Raw genomic sequence first — 20030 nt, forward strand, 5'->3', positions numbered from 1 at the left:
CCCCCCCCCCCCCCCCCCACGTCCGTATGGCCCCGCCGTCTCTGCCCAGCGGCGGGGCCTTTTTTAAGCCTGCGGCGGCGGCTCTTCCTCCGGAGGCGTCTCTTCCTCCGGCGACAGCGCTTCCTCGGCGCGCGCGGCGCGCGCCTCCGCCTGGTCGGAGATCACCCCGATCACCGCCTTCTTGGTCACCACGCCCTTGATCTCGCCCGCGTCGTTGATCACCGGCACCGGAAAATCCGCCTGCAACGCCACCGCCAGAATATCCTCCACCGGCGCGGAAAGCGGAATCGACGGCAACTCGCACATGATGTCGCGCAGGCTCGCGCGCGACCGCCGCGCCTCCTCCAGCGCCGCCTGCGTCACCACGCCATAGCGCTCCTCATCGCCGTCCCTCACCTTCACGTAGGCGAAGTCGTGCGGGCTGGCGCGCATCTGGCGCAGCGCCTCGTCCATGTTCTCGGTGGTGATGCGCAGGCGCGGCGGCTTCATCACCGTATCGGCGGTGAGCACGCGCACCCGGTTGACGTCGCGCACGAAGGATTCGACGTAGGCGTCGGCGGGGCGCAGCAGAATTTCCGCGGGCGGCCCGGCCTGCACCAGTTCGCCGTCCTTGAGGATGGCGATCATGTCGCCGAGGCGCAGCGCCTCGTCGAGGTCGTGGGTGATGAACACGATGGTCTTGTGCAGGCGCGCCTGCAGGGCGGTGAGCTGGTCCTGCATCTCGGAGCGGATCAGCGGGTCGAGCGCGCTGAACGCCTCGTCCATCAGCAGCACCTCGGCATCGGTGCACAGCGCGCGGGCCAGGCCGACGCGCTGCTGCATGCCGCCGGAAAGCTCCTCCGGATAGCTGTCCTCATAGCCCGCCAGGCCCACCGCATCCAGCCACTCGGCGGCGCGCTCGCGGCGCATTGCGCGCGCCACCCCCTGCACCTTGAGGCCGAAGGCGACGTTCTCCAGCACCGTCCAGTGCGGCATCAGGCCGAAGCGCTGGAACACCATGCTCATCTTCTTGCGGCGGAAGGCGATCAACTGGTTCTTGTCGTAGCCGAGGATGTCCTCGCCCTCGTAGAGAATCTCCCCCGCCGTGGGGTCGATCAGGCGGTTGAGGTGGCGGATCAGGGTGGACTTGCCGGAGCCGGAAAGCCCCATCACCACGAAGATCTGCCCCGCCTCGATATCGAGGTTGATGTTGCGCAGGCCGACGCCGTGGCCGGTCTCGGCAAGAATTTCGGTCTTGCTGCGCCCCGCCTCGAGCAGCGGCAGAACGCTCTTCGGGCGGGGCCCGAAGATTTTGGAAACGTTTCTGACTTCGATCAGCGCCATGTGCGGCGGTCCTCTTTCCTTGTTTTTCTTGCTGCCGCGCGTCTCAGCGCGCGCGGTGCCGTTGCAACCGCATGCCCAGGGCCTGGGTGATGCGGTCGAAGACGATGGCGAGCGCGACGATGGCGATGCCGCCGATGGCGCCCTGGCCGCTGTCGTTGCGTTGCAGGCCGAGGAGCACCGCCTCGCCCAGGCCGCGCGCGCCGATCATCGAGGCGATCACCACCATGGCCAACGCCATCATCAGGGTCTGGTTGATCCCCTGCATGATGTTGGGGAGCGCCAGAGGCAACTGCACGCCGCGCAGCATCTGCCAGCGCGTCGCGCCGAAGGCGCGGGCCGCCTCCAGCACCTCGGCATCGACCAGGCGGATGCCGAGGTCGGTCAGGCGCACCAGGGGCGGCATGGCGTAGATCACCGTGGCGAGGATCGCCGGCACCTTGCCGAGGCCGAACAGCATCGCCGCGGGAATCAGGTAGACGAAGCTCGGGATCGTCTGCATCAGGTCGAGAAACGGCAGAAGCACCGCACGCAGCCGCGGCGAACGCGACATCGCAATGCCGATCGGCAGCCCGAGCATCACCGAAATCCCCACCGCGACGCTCATGATCGCGATGGTCTGCATCGCCTGCCCCCACACCCCCAGGCAACCGATGCCATAAGTCGCGGCGGAAAGGCCGAGGCTCAACACCCAGCGCCGCGAGGCGAGGAAGGCGATGACGCCGATGGCGCCGATCAAAAGCCACGGCGGCATGGCGCGCAGGGCATGCTCCAGCGCCACCAGCACGGTGAGCACGCCGTTGGAAAAACTTTCGAAGGCGTCGCCATAGGTGATCACCATCCAGTCGATGGCGTCGTTCACCGCGGCGGCGACGGGAGGGCCGATATTGAAAAACACATCCATGCGTTCAGTCCCCTGCGGCGGGCACGCCCACGCGCCGCAGCCTCAGCGGAGGCGCGGCGCGCGGTGCGGATGCCCTTAAACTTCTTACAACGCGGCTTTCACCCGGGCCGCCACGTCGGCGGGAACCCAGGCGGCCCAAACCTTGGCCTCGGTCTTGAGGAACTCCTTGGCGGCGTCCGCCGCGGTGGAGCCCTTCCTGTCCTGCATCAGCGCCAGCGCCTTGGAGACCAGGGCGTTGCTGGTGCGGTACTTGGCGAGGAACGCCATGATGTTCGGGGCCTTCTTGGCGAAGCCGGAATTGACCGCGGTATAGACCTTCATCAGCGGGAAGGCGGTGGCCACGGTGGGGTTCTTCTCGGCCATCATCTTGTCCCAGGTCGCCTTGTCGTAGGCCGGCTCCTGCAACATCACGCCGTCATACTTGCCCATCACCCAGGTCGGCCCCCAATAGTAGTAGAGGATCGGCTTCTTGCGGGCATAGGCCGAGGCGATGGCGGAGGCGAGCGCCGCGCCGGTGCCGGGGCGGAAGTTGGTGAAGTCCTTTTCCAGCTTGTAGGCCGCGAGCTTCTTGGTGCTCACCACCTCGGCGCCCCAGCCCGCGATGCCGTTGTAGAAGCGGCCCTTGTCCGGCTCTTCCGGATCCTTGAACACCGCCTTGTACTTCGGCAGGTCGGACACCGACTTCAGACCCTTGGCCTTGGCGTCCGGCCCTTCCACCAGATAGCGCGGCACGAACCAGCCCTGCACCGCATCGGGGAAGTTGATCCCCACCAGTTGCACCTTGCCCGCCTTCTCCAGCGGGTCCCAGGCGTCGCGCACGTTGTCCACCCACATCTCCATGGTGATGTCGATGTCGCCGCGCGCCATGCCGTTCAGCAGCGGAATGGTGCTGCCGGGGATCTCTTCGGTCTTGCAGCCGTAACCTTTTTCCAGGATGAAGCGCGCCACGGCGTCGTGGAAGGCGTTGGAATCCCAGTCCAGCCCGCCGAAGACCACGGGGCGTCCGAGCTCGCAGGCCGGCGCCGCAAGGGCGGGCAGCGGCAGCAGACAGGCGCTCCCCAAGGCCGTGGCGGAAAGAATCGTGCGAAAATTCATCGGTGGTCTCCTTCGATGGTGTCTGTCGTCCTCATCCGAATCCACGCCGCCGCCCGATGGGGCGGAAACGCTGCGCGGCTCCGGCGGCGGAGCATCGAGAGGCACCGGGTTCGCTGGCACGAACCCGACGCGAGGCGGTAAGCCGGCAAAGCCATAACGAGACATCTGGACTCATAAGCCCAGCATCAAACGAGAATTACCTCGACAGACTTACCAGTATTTGAATCCGCAAAACAAAACTCGACGGATTCACCCTCGACTTCCCTGTCGGATTGCACTGAGCGGAGACAGGGACGATGCCAGAGTGCAATGCATCAATGCCATATTGCCCGGCAAAGATACGATGCTTCGACTTTCATGACCACCCCTGAATTCTGTATGACGGAATTTTTCATGAACGGACCGCCCCCCGAACGAAGAAGGCTTGAACATCCCGACGGGACACGATAGATCAATCGCCCTTCGAGAAAGGACCCCGATGCGCGACACCTTCCCCACCCCCTTCACCGGCTCCACGGCGGCCGCGGCGCTCGCCGCGCTGGGCAACCCGATGCGTCTTATCGCCTTCCGCCACATCGCCGCGGCGGCGCGCGGACTCAACGTCGGCGAATTGCAGGCGCTGCTCGGCATGCCTGCCTCGACCCTCAACCACCATCTCGGCATCCTGGTGTGCTCCGGACTGGTGCGGCAAACCCGCCACGGGCGGGAAATCCGCAACACACTGGAGGCGGAGCGCCTGCACGAACTTGCGGTTTTCCTCGAAGAGATGACGGTCCTGCCGGGCGCACAGTGCGAACTGCCCAACATCTGATCAGCGGCTTTGACCAAACTTTCGGCAGTATGCTAAATCATTAGCCACTCGCCCATGCCGTCCCCGTCCCCCGGCGCCCCGAAACCCGCGCGAACGAGGGGCCTGCCGGAATCGCCGGATTGGCATGACTCGTGCAAACTGTGTGCTCCGTCAGTCAGGCCCGCCAAGGGGGCGCGGAAGGCCGTTCGCGGCACGCCGCCGACCCCGGCGTGGACCCCGTAACGCCCTCCACCCGGAGCACTCGAACCGGAGTACCGGATCTCCATGAAGAAGATCGAAGCCATCATCAAGCCCTTCAAGCTCGACGAAGTGAAGGAAGCCCTGCACGACATCGGCCTGCAGGGCATGACGGTGATCGAAGCCAAAGGCTTCGGCCGCCAGAAGGGACACACCGAGCTTTACCGCGGCGCCGAGTACGTCGTCGATTTCCTGCCGAAAGTGAAGGTCGAGCTGGTGGTCGAGGACGGCCAGGTGGAGCGCGCGGTAGAGGCCATCCAATCCGCCGCGCAGACCGGCCGCATCGGCGACGGCAAGATTTTCGTCTCCTCGGTGGAGGAGGCGATCCGAATTAGGACTGGCGAAACCGGCGCCGAAGCCATATAGGAGTCGCCGATCCCCCGCGCGCGGCACCGGCGCGCGATCCGTTTCGGGCCTTGGAAAGACAAGCGGCGGCTCCGCACCCGCCAAGGCACGCGCAGGCAGGGAGCGGCAGCCGCAGAAACTTTTTATCGCGTAAACGGCACTTCACGAGGGAAGCACCATGTCCGTTGAAAACGTCCTCAAGATGATTCAGGAAAACGACGTTCAGTACGTCGATTTCCGCTTCACCGATCCCCGCGGCAAGTGGCAGCACACCGCGCAGCATGTCTCCACCGTGGACGAAGACATGCTGACCGAAGGCATCATGTTCGATGGCTCCTCCATCGCCGGTTGGAAGTCGATCAACGAATCCGACATGAACCTGATGCCCGATCTCTCCACCGCGGTCATGGATCCGTTTTCGGCGCAGCCGCAGTTGATCCTGGTCTGCGACGTGCTGGAGCCGGCCTCGGGCCTGCCCTACGGCCGCGACCCGCGCGGCGTGGCGAAGAAGGGCCTCGCCTACCTCGCCTCCACCGGCCTCGCCGACACCTGCTTCTTCGGTCCGGAAGCCGAGTTCTTCGTCTTCGACGACGTGCGCTTCGACGTGAAGATGAACAAGATCGGCTATGAAGTCGATTCGATGGAAGGCGCCTACAACACCGGCAAGGTGTACGAGGAAGGCAACACCGGCCACCGTCCGCGCGTCAAGGGCGGCTATTTCCCGGTTCCGCCGGTGGACTCGGGCTCCGACATGCGCGCCGAAATGCTCACCGTGATGGGCGAGATGGGCCTGCCGGTCGAGAAGCACCACCACGAGGTGGCGACCGCCCAGCACGAACTCGGCTGCAAGTTCGACAAGCTGCTCGCCGCCGCCGACCAGATGCAGATCTACAAGTACGTCGTGCACATGGTGGCGCACTCCTACGGCAAGACCGCGACCTTCATGCCGAAGCCGATCATCGGCGACAACGGCTCGGGCATGCACTGCCACCAGTCGCTGTGGAAAGACGGCAAGCCGCTGTTCGCCGGTTCGGGCTATGCCGATCTCTCCGAGATGGCGCTCTACTACATCGGCGGCATCATGAAGCACGCCAAGGCGCTGAACGCGTTCACCAACCCGACCACCAACTCCTACAAGCGCCTGATCCCGGGCTTCGAGGCCCCGGTGCTGCTCGCCTACTCGGCGCGCAACCGCTCCGCCTCCTGCCGCATCCCGTTCGCCACCAGCCCGAAGGGCAAGCGCATCGAGATCCGCTTCCCGGATGCCACCGCCAACCCCTACCTCGCCTTCACCGCGATGATGATGGCGGGCCTGGACGGCATCCAGAACAAGATCCACCCCGGCGATCCGATGGACAAGGACCTCTACGACCTGCCGCCGGAAGAGCTGAAGGGCATCCCGACGGTGTGCGGCTCGCTGCGCGAGGCGCTGCTCTCCCTGGAAGCCGACTGCGACTTCCTGAAGAAGGGCGACGTGTTCACCCAGGATATGATCGAAGGCTACATCGCGCTGCGTTGGGAAGAGGTGTTCCACTTCGAGCACACCCCGCACCCGGTGGAATTCGAGATGTACTACTCCGCCTAAGTCTTGCGGACAGGACAGATCATCGAGGGACCGGCGGATGCCGGTCCCTTTTTTCATTGCCGCTGCGCCAGTAATCCTGCCTCTCCTCCGTATCATGTACAGCGGCCTCTCGAACGGGGGCCCTTCGCGCAGAGCGCGGCACCGCATGCGGTGCCAACCTGAGGAGAGAATCATGATCCCAGGCGTCGCGTTTGATGACACTTCGCTTTCGGCCTCCTCGCTGGAGGTCAAACCCGCCGCGGAAATCAGCGGCGATCCCAAGGACCGGGAGCAGCCGGGCCAACCCTCCGCCCGGACCGCCTCCGCCACGGCCTCTCGCCGGGACTCCGCCAATCCCTACATGAACTTCGGCGACCGCTTCTCGCCGGAGAGCGCGCTCACCGTGCTCGACGCGCAGGAAAGCCTGCCCGCCCCGCCGCGGACCGGAGCCGCCGCCGCCGCCGAAACCGCGCCGGAAAACACCCGGGAGTCGTCTGACGAGGACAAAAACAACCGATTGGACACCAACGGCGATGGTATGGTATCCTTCGTCGAGTGGCTGAACCGCGACGAGGCGACCGCCTAGGCGGCGGCATCCGGGACCGACGCCGTGAACACGGTCTCCCTGGCGGGCAGCACGGGCGGCCGCCGCTGAGCAGCGGCGGCAACGCCCACCGGAAAGCGAGAGCCTTTTCCTGTTCGCTCCGAACTCCCGGATAGGCCGGAGCGGTGGAGGCGTTCGTTATGCCCATAAACGCCGCATCGAGCGTCGCATACTCCTCCACCGATCTGCTGGTGCAGACGGCCTCCTGGCTGCGCACCGAAACTTCCACGCGCGCCGAAAACGCCGCGCAGACCGCGCAGGCGCAACCCTCCCACCGGCTCGCCGATGAGTCCGGCGACGGGCAGTCCTGGAGCGACGGCCTGGGCAGCCGCTTCGCCCCCGAAACCGCCAACACCCTGCTCTCCGCGCAGGAATCGTCCGCTTTTTCCTCCACCGGCGCGGCGCAGCACAGTTTCTATTTCGACCCGCTGGACACCAACCGCGACGGCAAGGTCTCCTACCTCGAATGGCAGGCGGGGCAGACCCCCTCCTCCACCACGGAGACGCCCACCGCCACGGCGGCGGCATCCGCCGCTTCGGCCGCGTCCACGCCCACCGCCACGGCCGCCTGAGCTACTTCCGCGCCACCCCCTTGATCTTCTCGAAGGTGCGCAGGCCGCCGAGGCCGAGCATGCCGAACATCAGCTCCCACAGCATGTCGTCGAGCGCGGGCGGCGCCTGGATCGGGTGCCCGGCCATGTCGAAGGCCCACACCGCAAGCGGCCCGACGACGAACTGCACGCCGAGCGCCAGCCCGCACACCCAGCCGATCCACGGCCGCCACCCGGCGACGAACCAGTTGCCGCTTTGCGCCTCCGCGGTGTTGGTCGCCGCCTGACCCTGGTCCCACGCCATCAGGGAGGCGCGCAAATCCGCTTCCGCTTGCGTTTTCGCCGCCGGGTCGGGCACGAACTTGTCGATGATCTTCAATCCCGCCGCGATCGCATCGTCGATGCCGAAGGCCATGGTCTAGCCCTCCGCCAGCATCGCGGCGATGCGGCGCGCGCGCGGCCCCACCTGGCGCGCCCAGGCGCTGTCCATCGCCTCGCGCGCCGCGCCCTCGTTGTCCCCGGCCTCCAGGTCCGCAAGCATCCCCTCGAAGCGCATCAGGCGCGCGACGCCGAGGTTGAAGCACATGTTGGCGAGCGCCCGCTGCCGCGCCTCGGAGAGGCCGCGCCACCACGGCAGCGCACGGTCGAGATCGGCCATGGCGCGGCCGATATCGTTTTCCAGCAGATAGTCCGCCTCCTCCGCGGTGATTCCCATGTCGTCGAGGTTGCGTCCGACGCCGATGGTGAGCCGCCCCGCGGTGCAGCGGTAGGGCGCAAGCCGCAGGCCCTCGTCCCGCACCAGTTCCCGCTTCATCAAATGCATGTCCACGGCCCGCCCTCCTCGTCTTCATCGCGGCGCGCACGCAGCGCCTTGAGCGCCAGCAGCAGGCGCAGCGCCAGCAGCACCGCGCCGCCGATCAGCACGAAGGCCTGCGCCCACGCCTCCAACTGATGCACCCACAGCGGCACGGTGAGCGCGCCGCCGCCGATGCCGATATCGGTCAGGTTCTCCTTGCTCATGCCGTCCTCACCCACATGTAGACGCCGAGGTAGGGCTGGGCGTTGTTGTGCGCGGCGCCGGAGCCGGAGGTCTCGATGGTCAGGGCGTGGGTGTGCGCCCCCGCGGAAGAGGTGCTGAACGGGCTGGAACTGCTGCCGTAAACGGTAGTGCCCGTACTCCCTTCGCCACCGGCATAAATCGGGAGGGTATGGCTATGCGCGCCCGCGCTCGCCGCCGTTCCCGCGTGCGCGTGCGGCCCGTTCTCGGCCTCGGTCAGCGCATGAGCGTATTCGCCCCCGGTTTCCCCGGCTGCCACCGTCCTGCTGGCCGTGCCATCGCTGCCGGTGCCGACGCCGATCAGAACGCGCCCCTGGCCGATCGCCTCCCAGGTGCCGAACCCCAGCAGCACCGCCGGACTGGTCGCATTGGCCGCATTGACGTAGATGGAACCGATCGGCCAGGCGCGGTCCTTCTCGATGAAGTCGCCGCCCTGCACGTAGGCAGCGACCCAGGCGCTGCCGGTCCACAGCCGCATCGCCCCCGCGGCGGAATTGAAATAGAGCGCTCCCGCGGTCAGCGTGTCGCCGTCGTTGTCCGCCGACGGGTCCGCATCCTTGGCCCCGAGATAACGGTCGTCGAAGCTGTCGAAGGCATCGAGCGTGGCATCGCGCGCCTCCTCCGCCAGAACCGCCGCGTCCATCGCGTCGGCGACGTACCCGGCGAGCAGGGTGGAAACCTGTCCCGCCGCCGCCTCCGCCGCGGAGGCGGCGCTGACGGACGCCGTGTCGCGCGCCGCCTCGGCGGCGGAGCGCGCGGCCAGCGCCGCATCGCGGGCGACGGATGCTTCGGCCTGTGCCGCATCCGGGTCGTAGGCGCTGTTGGCCAAGGCGTCGCCCGCCGCGTTCCATTTCAGCGCCTTGCCCGCCGCCGGGTCCGGCAGCGCGAGGGAGGCCGTGGAGGTGGAGGCGACGGGGCGCACCACGGACCTGGAGATGTCCTCCCGCAGTTGCTGCACCATGCAGACGATACGGTCCAGCTCCTCGTTGATCACCGTGGCGCGGAAGGCCCCGCCCTCCTGGAAGTCGGTGGTGCGCTCCTCGGGAACCATGCGCGTCAGGGTGACGACGGTTCCGGCGGCGGGCGCGGCGGCAAAGACCGCCGTGCCGCCCGCACTCTCCCCGGCGCCGGAAACCGTGTAGCCCGAGGTTTGCAGGGTGTCGCCCAGGTAGACCAGAAGGTCGCCGTCCGCGAAGACCGGGAACGGAAAGGTGAAGTCGGTCACCGCGCCGTCGGCGGTGTACTGGATGCGCGGGCGGATGTCGCCGATGGTGATGTGTTCGGTCATGTCGTGCGGTCCTCGTGCGGCGCAGATGCGCCTTTCTGGTGAAAACGGATCAAGCCAGACGCAACAGTCCTTCCCCCGCCGCCGGGGGCAGCGTGCGGCGCGCCGCGTCGGCGGCCTGCGCCGCGAGGCGGCGCAGGATCAGGCGCTGCAACTCGGGGTCGCCCCCTGCCGCGAACGCCGGGGAAAGGGCGTGCCCGCCCTCCAGGATGGCCTCCACTTCGGAACGGAAGGCTGCACCCGCCGCCGCCGCGTGCCGCCGGTAGGCGGCCTCCCCCTGCGCCGCGCCGCGCGGCGGCATCGCCACCGGCTGCCCGAGATCGCGCAGCAGCCGCCCACAGGCGGAAAGCCCGCCCGCCGCATCGTGCGCCGGGCTGCGCCAGGCGGAAAAGCCGCCGTCCGGGCGGCCCACCGGCTCGCCCCACAGGTTGACGCGCGGCCCCGCCGCGGCGGAAAGCCCGGCGGTCTCCGCCCACAGACGTCCGAACAGGCGGGTCCAGGCCTCCGGCAAGGGCGCGGCGAGCGGCCCCGGCAAAGTCCCGGGCAGAGCCGCCTCCCCCTGCGGCAGAACCAGAGCGCGCACCACGCCGCCGAGACCGCGCACCACCCGCCGGTCGAGCAGCGGCAGGGCGCAGATCGCCGCCGCCGCCGCCAGGTCGAGCGGCGCGTCGTCGGCGGGCGGCGCGAGCAGCCAATCCAGCGGCACCGTTCCCGAAACCGCGGGCGTAACGCCGCGGCGATAGGCGAGCAGGGTCGCGGTATCGGCGGCGAGGCCGAGCAGCGCGCCGAAGGCGGTGCCGCGGTCGAAACGCCGCGCGGCCTGCCCGCGCCCGATGCTGTCGGCGCTGCGGCCGTCGGCGGCGAAGGCGGCGCGCGCCGCGGGATCCTCGGGCAGCCGCCCGGTGATCAGCCCCGCGTCGGCAAGGCAGGCGAGCGCCGCCAGCACCGCCGAGGCGGCACGCAGGCCGCGCACCGCCTCGGCCCGCGCCGCGCCGCCACGCCGCAGGGCGGAGCGCACCGGCGCGGCGAGACGCCCGGTTTCCAGCGCGCCGCCGATACGCCAGGCGATGTGCGCCGGGGCGAGCACCAGGGGCGCGGCGACGCGGAATTCCGGCCGCGCGGCGAGCGCGCGCCAGGCCGCCCGCCCCGCCGCGTCGGCAGCCCCCGCAAGCACCCCGTCGTGCAACGCCCCGCCTTGCGCCGCGAGACGCTGCGCCGCCGCCCCGGCGGCGAACGGAAAGGCCCCGCGGGCCGCCAGGGCGCGCGCCGCGGCCGCAACGCAGCCGCGGTCCGCCGTGGCGGGGGGAACGGTCTCGCCGCCGCGGTCGGCCAGCGCCAGGATGTCGATAAGCGCCCCCAGCACCGCCCGCGCGGTGGCCGCCGCCGCATCCGCCGCATCCGCCGCGGGCAGCGGCAGGGCATCCGGCAAGGGCAGGTCCGCACAGGCGAGACGGAGGTCCAGGTCCGCCGCGGTCTCCGCGGCGGCCAGCGCACGCACCGCCGCCAGGGCGATGCGCTCGCCGCACGGCAATGCCCGGCGCAACGCCCGCGCCGGCAGCTCCGGCGCGGGCTCCGCCGCCTCCCGGCGCGCCAGCGCCGCCTCGCTCGCCTGCGTCTCGCCCAGGGTCTCGTGCTGCAATGCGGCACACACTGCCAGGGCATGGCGCAGGCCCGCGCCCTCCTGCGGCGCTTCCGCCGCGGCGCGGCATTGCGCCAACGCCGCGGCGATCAGCCCATGGCGCGCCGCCGCCACCTCGGGCGCGACCGGAACCCCGGTCCGCCGTTCGAGCGCCGCAGCGCTGAGGCCGAACAGCGCGGCCAGGCGCTCCGGCGCGTCCGCCGCCGCCACGGCGCAACCGCCGAGCGCCGCCTCCACGGCCTCGTCCAGATCCTCGACGCCGCGCACGCCGTCGAGGCCGCAATCGCGCCACAGACGCCGATCCTCACTGGCCACCATCATCCTCACCTCTTTTCCTGTCTCCGGCGCGCATACTCGCCTTTGGAGTGTTATCCGGAAATTTTATCTAGCATTACGTGCTATTCGACACACATACAACCTATTTTCGCAAGTCCATATCGATCCGAAGTTGTAGCGTTGGTAAAACAACCAATTTTTCATTTAATAATTGATAAATATATCTTCCATTTTATCTTTGCGTGTATGCATGCCGGCACGGACTCCACTTCTACCTACCCTGTTCCGTTTTCTTGACCTGACGATCTTCCAGAGGTTCTCTGTCGTTATTCTTCCATGCCTGCAACATCGCCGCGCCCACTGCCTCCGCATGCGCGAGGCAGGGCGGCAACGCAAAGTCCGTTTCCGCCGCCGCGCCCAGGCTCTCCGTCCATGCGGCGGTCCGCACCGCCAGCGGCTGTAGAATCTCCTCCCCCGCGGCGGCCAGCAGGCGGCATGCCGCGGTCCAGCCGATGCGCCCCGCCGCGGCCTCCGCCGCCACCGCCGCCGCAGCCGCCAACGGATCGGCGCGATGCACCCCGTCCCACAGATCGCGCAAGGCGTCCGCGTCGTCCCAGGCCATGCCGCGGCGGGCCGCGGCTTCCGCCAGGGTTTCCGCCAGCTCCGGCAGGTTCTCCCCGGCCGGAACCGCACCGCCCGCCGCATAGGCGGCAAGCAGGCGCAACGCCTCGCCGCCTTGCGCGGCGCGCCGCCACATCCCCGCCGATCCTTCTTCCGTCAGGCGGCCGCGTTCGGCGGCGTGCAGGGCATCCTCCGCCTCCGCCAGGGCGGCGCGGCGCAGGAACGCGGCCTCCGCCTCCGGCAGCTCCGGCGCGAACGCCAGGGCATGCGCCAAAGCGGCGAGCGGGTCGGCGGCGGCAAGACGGCGGATCTCGCCGCGCACCTGCGCCTCCGCCAGATCGGCGGCGAACCCGGCGGTGAGAGAAGCCGCGCCGACGGCATCCAAAGCGCCCAGGCGGCAGGCGAGATCGCGCAGCAGCAACACCCGCCGCAACGCCGCATCCACCGCCGCGGCGTCGCCACGGCGCGCCGTGGCCAAGGCCTCCGCCGCCGCCGCCGCTAGGCGCGTCAGCAGGCGGCGCGGCCGCGCACGCACCGCCGCGTCTTCCAGCGCCGCCTCCGCCTGCCGCCGCGTGCGCGCCAGCAGATCCTGGAAATAGCCGTCGAGCACGCGCTTGCGCTCCGGCGGCCAAAACCGCGCCAGTTGCCGATAGTCCCGCATCGCCGCATCCGCCGCCGCCGCGGGATCGCCCGCGTGCCGCGCCGCCGCATCGGCGATCACGCGGCGCACCGTCTCCGCCGCTTCGTCGAGGCGGATCGCCGCTTCCGCCACCAGGGCGCGGCGCGGCGGTTCCGCCGCTTCCGGCAGCAGGCGCGGCAGCGCCGCGAAGGCGCGGTCGATATCCTTGGTTCCGGTCATCCCCGCCTCCCTCATTTCCACGGCGACAAAAGGCTCAGGCCCGAAGTCACCAGCGACTGCGCCTGCCCCGCCCCGGACTTCAGCAGCGACTGCTGCAGGATGCCGCTGGTGCTGCTCGCGCCCAGCGCGCGCTCCTGCAGGGCGCGGGCTTCTCCGGTCAGCGCTGCGCCGGAGGCGATCATCGCCAGGTCGTGCTCCGCGTCGGAGACCGCCGCATTGGCGACGGAGAGCGCCGAGCCGGAGGCGGCGTCGGCGCCCGAGGCGGCGAACCAGGCGTTCTGCCGCGACAGGGTGTTTTCCAGCTCTTTCTCGCGGGCGCGTTCCTGCTCCGCCAGCGCCAGCGCATCGCGGGATTTCTGCAGGGAGAGCTGCTGCGCGGCCATGCCGCTCTGCGTGCCCGTCCCGAGCAAGGCCGTTCCGCCGGCGCCCACCGCGCCGCCGATCAACAGCGGTACCATGCCCATGTCCGTTCTCCTTGTTCCGTGGTTACTGCGCGACTTCCGAGCACACCGAGAGAACCGCCGCGGGCAGGCGCGAGGTGCCGGTGATGCGCACCGTGGCCCCGCCGCTGCCGGTGCGGCCGCCCCGCCAGCCGAGCAGGCGCACGATGCGCACGCCGGAGACCGGCGCGAGAGCGGCGTCGAGCAGCGTTTCGCCGATGCGCCGGTCGCTGAGGCGGCGGCCGTTGACGGTGAGCCCGGCGGAGCGGTAGAGGCGGATCGCCGCCTGGGTGATACGGTGCCGCCCGCCGCCCGCCGCCTCGCCGGTGGTCACCGGCATGGTCTCCACCGCCCAGTCGAAGGCGAAGCCCGCCTCCAGCGCGGAAACCGGATAGGGCGCGGCGACCGCGCCGCCCTGCACCGCCGCGCTGCCGAGAGGCGCGCCGTCGCCGATCAGGTCCACCGTCGCGCCCTCCAGGGCGGAAAGGCCGCCCCAGCTTTCCGTCGGCTCTTCGGCGGTCAGCAGCACGCTGCAATCGAGCCGCCGCGACGCCTCCAGCGCCTCGATGAAATAACGTTCCGCGCCTGCGACCTCGCGCCGCACCAGGAAGTACGGCACGCCGCCCGCCACTGCGACGCGCAGCACCGCGCCCGCGGTGACGAGCAGGGTCCAGCCGGTCATCTTCTGGGTCTTGCGGCTGTTGAGCACCGCGACGGTTCCATCGCCGCCGTTGACCACGTAGAGGTGGTTGGCGCTGTCGCTCTCGTTGCCCAGGCGCGCCGCCATGTCGAGGGGGCCGCGCATCAGGTGCCCGGAGAGCAGCGCCACGTCCTCGGCGCGGTAGCTCTGGGACTCGTAGTCGAAGACGATCTCGTAGACCGAGGAATGGCCGCTCTCCGGGTTCTTGACGAACATCACCGAGCCGTCCAACTCCGCCGGGCGCACCGCCGAGGCGGGCACCTCGGAGGAGCGGCGCATGAAGAAGCTCTGCGGCGTGATCACGTCGCCTTCGGTGCGCGCGAACAGGCCGCCGCTGGTGAAGGCGAAGAAGTCGTTGAGCGCATAGAGCTGCTGCACCGCGCAGACGCGGTCGTTGTCGAAGGTGAGTTCCACCGCCTCGTCGTCGAGCGCGTCGTCGGAGGTGGCGAAGTCGAAGAAGGAATTGGCGGTGCTGCCCCAGACCGTCTGCGGCCGCGACTTCGAACCGCCGAAATAGAGCCGCCCCTGGTGGAGGAACACCGAACGCGGCCAGCCGCGCGCGGCGGACCAGACATCCTCGTCGCCGCTGCCGAAATCGTGCTGCGGAATATTGGCAAGCGCGATGTCGGAGAGCGCCCACGACGTGTGGGAGCCTTCGCGCATCAGCTTGGCGGGCGCGTGCTCCGGGTGCACCAGGATCAGGGTGTCGAGGCTCTGCACCCAGGCAAGGGCGGCGATCTCCGCCTCCGCATAGGCGGTCGCCACGGTGGCGCAGAGCGTGCCGTCCGGCAGGTAGACGTCGATGGCGAGGGGCCGCACCACCATCAGGTAGACCTGCTCGGTGGAGAACTCGAACTTCGCCAGGCGCGCCGCCGCGCCGCCCTCCGTCACCTCGGCGAAACGGGCGAGCCCGCCGCGCAGGGCGACGCCGCCGTGCGGCAGGCCGAGCACGTTGGTGAGGTCCGCCCCGCCCTGGGCATAGGCGGAGACATCCACCCGCGCCGCGAGATGCGGGTCGAGCATCCCGGCGGAAAAATTGGTCTGCACCGAGAAGCCGCGCGCCGTCATCGCCGTGCCTCCAGAAGCGAGAAATCCTCGAAGCGGTTGGGGGTCTGCTGCTGCGCGTCGATCGACTTGGCGCGGCCGAACTCCGCCTGCGCCAGCTTGGCCTGCAACTCGCTGCGCGCGGTGTTCTCGGTGAGCGGCAGGCAGAACTCGGCGGCGAGGCGGACGATCAGCGCCTGGTCGAAGAACGGCGGGAAGGTGCGGCTGTCGGGACGGAAGATGTAGGTCAGCACCACGCCCGCGGCATCGGTGTGGATGCGCCGCTCGTGGATGCGGTAGGCCACGCCGCGGCCGGAGGCGGAGCCTGCGGCCCCCAGCGACAGCGCGCGCAGAAAGTCGTCGGGCAACTGGTAGGCGTGGGCGAAGTCGGCGACCGGCGTGGACGCCACCTCGGCCAGCGCGCGCTGCGCGGTGGCGAAGCTCCACGGATAGGCGGAGATCATTGCGTCGCGCACCCCGCCGTAGAGCATGCCCGCCACCTCCGCCTCGGCGGTGCCGTCGTCGAAACTGGTGATCGGCTCGCAGCCGATGGCGATGAGCGCGCGGGCGCACATCTGAAGTCCGGTCAAGGCCATCTCGGTTCCTCCGTTGCGGGACCACGGCGGAACGGCAAACCCCGTTCCGCCGGACCGATGGGATCAGCGGGTGTCGGCGGCGCCGACGGCGAGAATGTCGGCGACATCCACGGAGCCGCCCGCATTGGAGGCGACCACCGCGATGCCGCGCCCGTCGGCGGCGTTGACGAGAATCCAGTCGCCGACCTTGAGCACGCCCGCGGCATCGTCGAAGTAGCCCGCCGCGTCGATGGCCGCCGCGGCATCGGCGGCGGAGGCATAGCCCCACAGCGACAGCACCGCGCCGCCGCCCGCGAGGAGTTCCAGCTTGTTGGGATCGAAAGCCATGATGAGGTTCCTTCTCGGTTGCGGGGTCAGGCGATCTCGGCGGTGTCGTCCACCTTGATCTTGATCACCCCCGCGCCGTCGATGAGCGCCGCGCCCTGGCTCATCATGTTGTTGACGAAGAAGGCGGCGCGGTCGCCGTGCCAGGTGATGTCGGAGGTGACCTCCGCGCCGATGGCGTGGCCGATCGCGGTCTTGTGCCAGAGGAAGCAGTCGCGGTTGCCGTCCGCGAGCGGCAGGCCGGTGTGCATCATCCAGACGATGCCCAGCCACTTGCGGCTTTCCGTGCCCTTGAGCCACGGAAAGGCGTCGGCGGCGAAGTCGGAGCTGGCGAACTCGTCGATGTTGAGCAGCTCGTTCCACTGGTGCGGACCGACGATGCCGAAGCGCTGGCCGTCGTCGGGCACGTCGGAGCCGTTTAGGCTCTCGAAGGCGGAGAGCAGCAGGGCCTTGGTCAGGCCGGTGGAGTAGTCGCCGACGCCGAGGGCGGCGGCGCCCGCGGCGGCGAGGATCATCTCGTCGGTCTTGCGCCCCAGCGCATAGGCCCCCGCGTCGATCAGGGTCTTGCGCTCATCGACGTTGGTCTTGACCTCGTCCAGCTTGTCCACCCAGTCGCCGGCATAGTAGTCGGCGAGGGTGCATTCCACCTGGGTGTGCTCCAGGTTCATCACCGGCACCATGCCGTGACGGGTCTTGGTGGCGGCGACGCCGGTGCCGACCTTCTGGAACACCGTGGTCGCGCCGGTGGTGCTGGTCTTCACCCGCACCGTGTTGCGCAGCTTCGCGCCCATGCGCTGATAGGCGACATGGACGTCGGCCTCGTACTGCTTGATGAAGGCCTGGGTAATCGAAACGCTCATGAAGAAGCCCTCGTTTCCGTTGCCGAAACCCGAGGGGCGCGCGCAAACCGACGCATCGCCCTCGGAGGCCCCGCAAAATCTGCGGAGCGGTGAAGGCCGATACGTCCGGGTCTGTGCCAGTGATATGCCGGACGGCGCGAAGCGCGGATGCCGCCTGCGCGAGGCAAACGGCGAGCCGAAGAAAAACCGGGCGGCGGGTCGGACTTGCGCGATGGGCCGCACGCCGGAAGATGCGTGCAGTATCTCGCAAAGCCCCCGTCCTGTCAATAATTATTTATTTAAATCAATGACTTATACGTATTATGTAAACCTCTGCGCCGCACCTGTTGACAGGATGGTGCAGGCGGACGAGGCTGCCCGAGAGCAGAAAAGGAGCCCGCCGATGCGTTTCGCCGCCGCCGTTTTCGCCCGCCTGGCGCTGCCGCTGCTGCTTGCCGCGGCCCTGCCCGGCCCCGCCGCCGCGGCGGATGCGGCCTGCCGCACCCTGTTGCGCGACCGCATGGCGCTTGCCGTCGGGCTCTACCGCATCGAGATCTCGGCAAGCCACCTTGTCGGCCAGACGGCACGGGCGCGCGGCGACGCCGAGCGGCGGAGCCAGCTCGCCCGCGCGCAGGACGGCCTCGCCGAACTCAAGACCCGGCTGGAAAGCCACGCCACCCGCCTCGGCAGCGAGGCCGACCGGGCCACCTGCGCCGCGGAAAAGGCCCCGGTCGCGGCGCTGGACGCGGCGCTCGGCGTCTACGTCAAGACGGTGGACGCGCGCTGGCGCTTCATGCAGGCGCGGCTGGAGCAATTGCAGCGCCTGGAGGAGAAGGCCCCCCTGCCCGGCGATCCGCGCGAGGCGGACCTGTGGCTGCAGGAACCCCTGGCGCGCTACGACATCTGGCGCGCCCTGGCGCAAGCGGTGACCCCCGGCGGCGAGGCGGCGGGGGCGCTCTACGTCATCGGCATGCTGACGCGCTTCGAGTGGGACACCGCACTGGCGCTGCGCTCCGCGGTGCGCGGCGGCGGCAATCCGCGCGCCGCGCTCGCCGCCGCGGCGGAGGACGCGGCGGCCCTGCGCCGCCTGTGGCCACGGCCCGGCTCCATCGCCCAGGAAGAATTGTGGAAGGCGCTCACCGGCATCGCCGCGGCGCTGCCCGACCCGCGCACCGCGCCGGTGCCGCAGGTGGAGCCGCCGGAGGGCTGGATCACCTGGACCGGCGCGTGGATCACCCCCTACGGCACGGCGTTCACCCATGCCGTGCCGGGGGTGCTGAAGGGGTTGGAGGATCTGAGCCTAGAGTAGGCCGACGCTGACCGCCCAGCCGTAGACCATCACCGCCAGGACCACCGCCACCCAGTACCATTTGAACTGCCGCCCGTTCCAGCGGTTGCGCTCCATGAGTTCGGCGACCTTGGGCTCCGCCTCGCGGTCGGCGGCGCGCACCGAGACTCCCTCGGGCGGCACGATGGAGGGCCAGCTGCCGCCTTCCTCCAGCATCCGGGAGATCGCCTTGGCGGGACCATCCGCTCCTTCCCCGGCCAGGACGAGCCAGCGGCCCTCCGCCAGCATCGCCAGCAGCAGGAAGGCGGGCGTGGCGGCGCGGCCATAGGCGAACGCCGCATGGCAGCGGCGGCGCAACTCCGCCGCCCGCGCCGCGCCGAGTTCGGGCGCGGTGCGGGCTTCCAGGCGGCAGCCCCACAGATCGGCGGCGATGGCCAGGGTCTCGGGCACCGAAACGTGCGCCTTGACGTCGGCCAGGGAAAATCCGAGGCGGGCGAGCGCACCCTCCGCGTCCTCCGCGGAGAACACCTTGGCCGCGGCGGCGTAGGCGCCCTTGACGCCGGTCTCGTTGACGTTGCGCAGGACCATGTCGAAGCAGGGGCTGTCCACCTTCGCGCCGGGCAGGAAATCGAGGCCGAAGGCGTCGCGCAGCGCCGCGTTGCAGGCGCCGGGTTCGGAAAACGGCCCGTCGCCGCTCATGCCGCGGGAAAACGCGGTCTCGCGCAGGATCGAGAAGATCTGCGCCTCCTCCGCCGCGCCGCCGACGCGGAAGTCCTCGTCCTGGAGGTCGGCGGCCTGGGTGGGGGAGATCTCCGCCGCGTCGAAGGCGTCGAGGATCATCGCGCCCGCGGCGTCGCGCACCTGCAGCACCTTGCGGTCGGCCCAGGCGATGCCGAGGTGAATCCGCACCGCCACCAGGCCGAGCGCATGGCGGAACAGCGGCTGCGGGTGCGCCCGCATCGCCGCCCACAGCGCGGTTTCGAGGGATTCGGCGAGGCCCATCTTGCGGACCACGACGGCGTATTCCTCCTGGCCGTCGCGGGTCATCCGCTCCAGCAGGGAGACCCAGTCGCGCCGCCCGGCTGCCCAGGCGAGGCTGCGCGCCACGTCGGCGACGAGGCAGAAGAAGCGCTCGCGCCCTTCCTCCGGCAGCGCCTGGACGAATTTGCCGATGGCGGCAAGCGCCTCGGTGTAGACGGCGTGGTTGGCGACTTCCCGCTTGCGCGCGAAGGACGGAATCAGTTCCGCCATGCGGACCCCCTTGAAACTGCACGGCGCGCCAGACCCCGGCGCGCTCCGAAGACCGCGACTTTCACCCGTCCGCACGGCGGAATCAACGCCTTTCGCGCCGGAGGCAGGGAGAACGGAAGATTTCAACGGGCTGGGAAAGAGCTGTCCGGCCGCGGTCCCCGGGGTTGTGACCTAACGCTGGGTTGGGACTCCGGGGTGGGGCTCCGCGGCCGGACAGTGTCGAAGCGTGCCGCGCGGGGCAGGCCCCAAACGGACGCACTCGGCAATCGATGAGGCCGCAGAGGCGGCCCCGTCGCTGCTCTACTGTGCAATTGTGTCAGTAGTTTGGCGGTAATAACGAAGAAAACATCAAGAGTATGCCAAGAACATGGCAAGACAAC

21 protein-coding genes are annotated in these 20030 nt (G+C 69.5%); 6 read left to right on the forward strand and 15 right to left on the reverse strand.

The features are described from left to right. Window positions 1-63: 63 nt before the first annotated feature. The 3 genes from O7R11_RS08840 to O7R11_RS08850 form a co-directional block, all read right to left on the reverse strand. Complete coding sequence (locus O7R11_RS08840; protein WP_337997143.1) at window positions 64-1323, reverse strand: quaternary amine ABC transporter ATP-binding protein; 1260 nt, start codon at window positions 1321-1323, stop codon at window positions 64-66. Window positions 1324-1366: 43 nt separating this feature from the next. Beyond that, the gene (locus O7R11_RS08845) at window positions 1367-2224 is read right to left on the reverse strand and encodes an ABC transporter permease (protein WP_337997144.1); all 858 of its coding nucleotides are present in this window, start codon (window positions 2222-2224) and stop codon (window positions 1367-1369) included. An 84-nt stretch (window positions 2225-2308) separates the two neighbouring features. Beyond that, window positions 2309-3319 carry an ABC transporter substrate-binding protein gene (locus tag O7R11_RS08850; protein WP_337997145.1) on the reverse strand — a complete coding sequence of 337 codons (1011 nt, stop codon included), beginning with the start codon at window positions 3317-3319 and terminating at the stop codon, window positions 2309-2311. A 478-nt stretch (window positions 3320-3797) separates the two neighbouring features. On the opposite strand from O7R11_RS08850, the gene O7R11_RS08855 reads away from it, so the two are divergent. From O7R11_RS08855 to O7R11_RS08875, 5 genes are all read left to right on the forward strand, one after another. Further along, on the forward strand, window positions 3798-4130 hold the full coding sequence (locus O7R11_RS08855; protein ID WP_337997146.1) for an ArsR/SmtB family transcription factor: 333 nt from the start codon (window positions 3798-3800) through the stop codon (window positions 4128-4130). Between the two features lie 264 nt (window positions 4131-4394). Beyond that, complete coding sequence (locus O7R11_RS08860) at window positions 4395-4733, forward strand: P-II family nitrogen regulator (RefSeq protein WP_337997147.1); 339 nt, start codon at window positions 4395-4397, stop codon at window positions 4731-4733. A gap of 157 nt (window positions 4734-4890) precedes the next feature. Beyond that, on the forward strand, window positions 4891-6297 hold the full coding sequence (gene glnA / locus O7R11_RS08865; RefSeq protein ID WP_337997148.1) for a type I glutamate--ammonia ligase: 1407 nt from the start codon (window positions 4891-4893) through the stop codon (window positions 6295-6297). Between the two features lie 172 nt (window positions 6298-6469). Then, on the forward strand, window positions 6470-6862 hold the full coding sequence (locus tag O7R11_RS08870) for a hypothetical protein (protein ID WP_337997149.1): 393 nt from the start codon (window positions 6470-6472) through the stop codon (window positions 6860-6862). A 158-nt stretch (window positions 6863-7020) separates the two neighbouring features. Continuing rightward, window positions 7021-7452, forward strand: coding sequence for a hypothetical protein (locus O7R11_RS08875; protein WP_337997150.1), 432 nt, complete (start codon window positions 7021-7023; stop codon window positions 7450-7452). 1 nt (window position 7453) lies between these two features. On the opposite strand, the gene O7R11_RS08880 is transcribed toward O7R11_RS08875, so the two are convergent. From O7R11_RS08880 to O7R11_RS08930, 11 genes are all read right to left on the reverse strand, one after another. Continuing rightward, window positions 7454-7846, reverse strand: a complete 393-nt coding sequence (locus O7R11_RS08880) for a 3TM-type holin (RefSeq protein WP_337997151.1) — start codon at window positions 7844-7846, stop codon at window positions 7454-7456. Window positions 7847-7849: 3 nt separating this feature from the next. Further along, a complete protein-coding gene (locus O7R11_RS08885) occupies window positions 7850-8254 on the reverse strand; it encodes a glycoside hydrolase family protein (RefSeq protein WP_337997330.1) in 405 nt (134 codons plus the stop codon). Then, window positions 8245-8451 (reverse strand): hypothetical protein, encoded by a 207-nt coding sequence (locus O7R11_RS08890; protein WP_337997152.1) that lies wholly within the window; start codon window positions 8449-8451, stop codon window positions 8245-8247. The genes O7R11_RS08885 and O7R11_RS08890 overlap by 10 nt, the downstream gene beginning before the upstream one ends. Continuing rightward, window positions 8448-9776 carry a phage baseplate protein gene (locus O7R11_RS08895; RefSeq protein WP_337997153.1) on the reverse strand — a complete coding sequence of 443 codons (1329 nt, stop codon included), beginning with the start codon at window positions 9774-9776 and terminating at the stop codon, window positions 8448-8450. Before O7R11_RS08895 ends, O7R11_RS08890 begins: the two co-directional genes overlap by 4 nt. Window positions 9777-9825: 49 nt before the next feature. Continuing rightward, window positions 9826-11733 (reverse strand): hypothetical protein, encoded by a 1908-nt coding sequence (locus O7R11_RS08900; RefSeq protein ID WP_337997154.1) that lies wholly within the window; start codon window positions 11731-11733, stop codon window positions 9826-9828. A 226-nt stretch (window positions 11734-11959) separates the two neighbouring features. Next, window positions 11960-13168 carry a hypothetical protein gene (locus O7R11_RS08905; protein ID WP_337997155.1) on the reverse strand — a complete coding sequence of 403 codons (1209 nt, stop codon included), beginning with the start codon at window positions 13166-13168 and terminating at the stop codon, window positions 11960-11962. 11 nt (window positions 13169-13179) lie between these two features. Then, window positions 13180-13632 (reverse strand): hypothetical protein, encoded by a 453-nt coding sequence (locus O7R11_RS08910; RefSeq protein WP_337997156.1) that lies wholly within the window; start codon window positions 13630-13632, stop codon window positions 13180-13182. A gap of 22 nt (window positions 13633-13654) precedes the next feature. After that, complete coding sequence (locus tag O7R11_RS08915) at window positions 13655-15376, reverse strand: phage tail protein (protein ID WP_337997157.1); 1722 nt, start codon at window positions 15374-15376, stop codon at window positions 13655-13657. Next, window positions 15373-15948 (reverse strand): phage connector family protein, encoded by a 576-nt coding sequence (locus O7R11_RS08920; RefSeq protein WP_337997158.1) that lies wholly within the window; start codon window positions 15946-15948, stop codon window positions 15373-15375. The genes O7R11_RS08915 and O7R11_RS08920 overlap by 4 nt, the downstream gene beginning before the upstream one ends. Before the next feature lie 63 nt (window positions 15949-16011). Beyond that, window positions 16012-16275 (reverse strand): hypothetical protein, encoded by a 264-nt coding sequence (locus tag O7R11_RS08925; RefSeq protein WP_337997159.1) that lies wholly within the window; start codon window positions 16273-16275, stop codon window positions 16012-16014. 26 nt (window positions 16276-16301) lie between these two features. Next, window positions 16302-17132: a phage capsid protein gene (locus tag O7R11_RS08930; protein ID WP_337997160.1), complete on the reverse strand. Its 831-nt coding sequence runs from the start codon at window positions 17130-17132 to the stop codon at window positions 16302-16304. A 382-nt stretch (window positions 17133-17514) separates the two neighbouring features. Here O7R11_RS08930 and O7R11_RS08935 point away from each other — a divergent pair, with 382 nt between their 5' ends. Continuing rightward, window positions 17515-18420: a hypothetical protein gene (locus tag O7R11_RS08935; protein WP_337997161.1), complete on the forward strand. Its 906-nt coding sequence runs from the start codon at window positions 17515-17517 to the stop codon at window positions 18418-18420. Here O7R11_RS08935 and O7R11_RS08940 read toward each other — a convergent pair. Further along, complete coding sequence (locus tag O7R11_RS08940) at window positions 18412-19650, reverse strand: hypothetical protein (RefSeq protein WP_337997162.1); 1239 nt, start codon at window positions 19648-19650, stop codon at window positions 18412-18414. The two genes, O7R11_RS08935 and O7R11_RS08940, sit on opposite strands and share 9 nt — an antisense overlap. Between the last annotated feature and the right edge of the window lie 380 nt (window positions 19651-20030).

This window comes from Oleispirillum naphthae (assembly GCA_027864655.1).
GTDB classification, from domain to species: domain Bacteria; phylum Pseudomonadota; class Alphaproteobacteria; order Rhodospirillales; family Rhodospirillaceae; genus Oleispirillum; species Oleispirillum naphthae.